The organism is Streptomyces sp. CO7 (genome assembly GCF_053474865.1).
In genome coordinates this window covers 101,737-104,781 of the sequence record NZ_JBRIOU010000004.1, presented here as the reverse complement: position 1 = coordinate 104,781, position 3,045 = coordinate 101,737, and the positions used below count along the sequence as shown (strand labels likewise).

3 protein-coding genes are annotated in these 3,045 nt (G+C 74.9%); all 3 read left to right on the top strand.

Going from position 1 to position 3,045, the window contains the following annotated elements; genetic code table 11:
* Window positions 1-1,032: DNA-processing protein DprA (dprA, locus tag ACOV8S_RS13150; protein ID WP_448318009.1), on the top strand; the 1,032-nt coding region annotated here is incomplete at its 5' end.
* A 260-nt stretch (window positions 1,033-1,292) separates the two neighbouring features.
* On the top strand, window positions 1,293-2,132 hold the full coding sequence (whiG, locus tag ACOV8S_RS13145; protein WP_448318008.1) for an RNA polymerase sigma factor WhiG: 840 nt from the start codon (window positions 1,293-1,295) through the stop codon (window positions 2,130-2,132).
* A 58-nt stretch (window positions 2,133-2,190) separates the two neighbouring features.
* Window positions 2,191-2,760 (top strand): TetR/AcrR family transcriptional regulator, encoded by a 570-nt coding sequence (locus ACOV8S_RS13140; RefSeq protein ID WP_448318846.1) that lies wholly within the window; start codon window positions 2,191-2,193, stop codon window positions 2,758-2,760.
* The last annotated feature ends 285 nt before the right edge of the window (window positions 2,761-3,045 follow it).

Genomic DNA, 3,045 nt, shown 5'->3' with positions numbered 1-3,045 from the left:
TTGCGGGAGGGCGGGCGGCCGCTCGCCGGGGTGCGCGCCACCCGGTGGTCGGGCCTGTGCGCCCGGGCGGCCGCCGCCGACCCCGCGCGCGACCTGGCCGCGGCCGCCGAGAGCGGCGCCAGGTTCGTGGTGCCCGGCGAGGCGGAGTGGCCCACCCAGCTCGACGACCTGGGCGACGCCCGCCCGGTCGGTCTGTGGATCCGCGGACGGCCCAGCCTGCGGGTGTGGGCGCTGCGGTCGGTGGCGGTCGTCGGCGCGCGGGCCTGCACCGAGTACGGCGCCCATGTGTCGGCCGGGCTGGCCGCGGAGCTCGCGGAGCGGGGCTGGGTGGTGGTCTCCGGCGGCGCCTACGGGATCGACGGGGCGGCGCACCGGGGCGCACTCGGCGCGGGCGGCGCCACGGTGGCCGTGCTGGCCTGCGGCGTGGACCGGGCCTACCCGCGCGGGCACGCCCGGCTGATCGGCCGGATCGCGGAACAGGGCCTGGTGATCGGCGAGCTGCCGCCGGGCGACCACCCCACGCCGTCCCGGTTCGTGCTGCGCAACCGGGTCATCGCCGCGCTCACCCGGGGCACGGTGGTCGTCGAGGCCGCGCGGCGCAGCGGATCCCTGTCCACGGCCAGGGCGGCCCGCCGGCTCGGCCGGTTCACCATGGGCGTGCCCGGTCCCGTCACCAGCGGGCTGTCCACCGGCGTGCACCAGTTGCTGCGGGAGGAGGCCGCGCTGGTGACCGACGCGGCCGAGATCGTCGAACTCGTCGGCTCGATCGGTGAGCTGGAGGAGGTCCCCGAGGGCCCGCTGCTGCCGCGTGACCTGCTGGGGGCCGACGTCCGCCGGGTGCTGGACGCCCTGCCCGCCCGGGGACCGGTCCCGGTGGAGGTGATCGCCCGGGAGGCGGTGACCACCCCGGACGACGCCGTGGCCAGGCTCTACGAGCTCCGCTCGCTGGGTCATGTCGAACGACACGGCGACGGATGGCAGTTGACACGCCATGCGGTGATCTCGGCGCGGGGCGGCGCAGGGCCACCGTGAGGTGACCGCTCGGCCGTCCGGGTGGTCCCGACGCCCTTGCGGCGTCCCGGAGTTGGGCCTTCCGGGTGGTCACGCGCGGTGAGCCCCGGGGCCTTGCCGCCCTGGCGGACGGGGCGGAGAGGAACGTATCTGCGGATCGGTCCCGGTTCGTCCTTCACGGACTGCGATGCTCCAGTCGCGCTACGCTCACGAAGTTCCCCGGCGCTCCGGTGCGCCGGAGCGCGCGACCGGTACCACGGCAGAACGGCACAAGGCGACGAATGCCCCAGCACACCTCCGGGCCCGACCGGGCGGCGGCGGTCACCCCCGCGGCCCGGGGCAGAGTGCGGCCTCCCGCCCCCTCGACCGTCGACGAGCTGTGGCGGACCTACAAGGCGACCGGGGACGAGCGGCTGCGGGAGCAGCTCATCCTGCACTACTCGCCCCTGGTCAAGTACGTCGCCGGCCGGGTGAGCGTGGGGCTGCCGTCCAACGTCGAACAGGCCGACTTCGTCTCCTCGGGCGTCTTCGGGCTGATCGACGCGATCGAGAAGTTCGACGTCGAACGCGAGATCAAGTTCGAGACGTACGCGATCACCCGGATCCGCGGCGCGATGATCGACGAACTCCGGGCGCTGGACTGGATCCCGCGCTCCGTGCGGCAGAAGGCGCGCAACGTGGAGCGCGCCTACGCCACCCTGGAGGCGCGGCTGCGGCGCACCCCCACCGAGGCCGAGGTGGCCGACGAGATGGACGTCACCGTCGAGGAGCTGCACGCCGTCTTCAGCCAGCTCTCGCTGGCCAACGTGGTCGCCCTGGAGGAGGTGTTGCACGGGGGCGGTGAGGGGGGCGGGCGGATGAGCCTGATGGAGACCCTCGAGGACACCGCCGCCGACGACCCCGTCGAGGTGGCCGAGGACCGGGAGCTGCGGCGGCTGCTGGCCCGTGCCATCAACATGCTGCCGGACCGTGAGAAGACGGTGGTCACGCTGTACTACTTCGAGGGCCTGACCCTCGCGGAGATCGGCAACGTCCTCGGGGTGACGGAGAGCCGGGTGAGCCAGATCCACACCAAGTCGGTGCTGCAGCTGCGGGCCAAGCTGGCGAGTTTCGGGCGCTGACACGTTCCGCGGCGTGGCTCCGTAGAGTGGTGACGTGCCAAGGATTCGAGCGGCCTCCGTGGCCGAGCACCGGTCGATGCAGCGAGCCGCACTGCTGGACGCTGCGCGGTCCCTGTTGTCCGAGGGCGGTACGGAGGCGCTGACCTTCCCCGCGCTCGCCGAGCGGACGGGGCTGGCGCGGTCGTCCGTCTACGAGTACTTCCGTTCGCGTGGCGCCGTGGTCGAGGAGCTGTGCGCGGTCGACTTCCCGGTCTGGGCCGCGGAGGTCGAGGCGGCGATGGCGGCGGCGGACGGGCCGGCCGCGAAGGTCGAGGCCTACGTGCGGCAGCAGCTGTCGCTGGTGGGGGACCGGCGGCACCGGGCCGTGGTCGCCATCTCCGCCGGGGAGCTGGACCAGGGGGCCCGGGAGAAGATCCGCGCGGCGCACGGGGGACTGGTCGCGATGCTGGGCGGCGCGTTGCGGGACCTCGGGCACGAGCAGCCGCGGATGGCGGCGATGCTGCTGCAGGGGGTCGTCGACGCGGCGGTGCGGCGGATCGAGCTCGGCGCGGCCGAGGACCCCGCGGACATCACCGAGGCCGCCGTCCACATGGCCCTCCACGGCACCCTCACCACCCCCACGACCTGACCCGACTCCGCCGCCCTGCGGGCGAACCCGCCGTCCCGCGGGTGACTCCGCCGTCCTGCGGGCGCTGGGCGGCGCCTCCGCGGTGCGCGGCTCGCTCCCCCCGCGTTAGCCGACGGCACGGTAAGGACGAGCCCTCGACCCCCGGCCCCCGGCGCAGTACGGCGCAGGAGTGGGCCCCGGCCGGCAGCCCCGCCTTGTTCGCCCTACCCGCCCCCTTCCCGGAGGGCTCACGCGTCGTGAAGCGAACCGTCTCGTGGGGACGTGGGCCCCGGCGCCCACCCGTGC

Bases quoted from the DNA above. Each gene is read 5' to 3' on its own strand.
- whiG (WP_448318008.1), top strand. From the start codon at position 1,293: ATGCCCCAGCACACCTCCGGGCCCGACCGGGCGGCGGCGGTCACCCCC.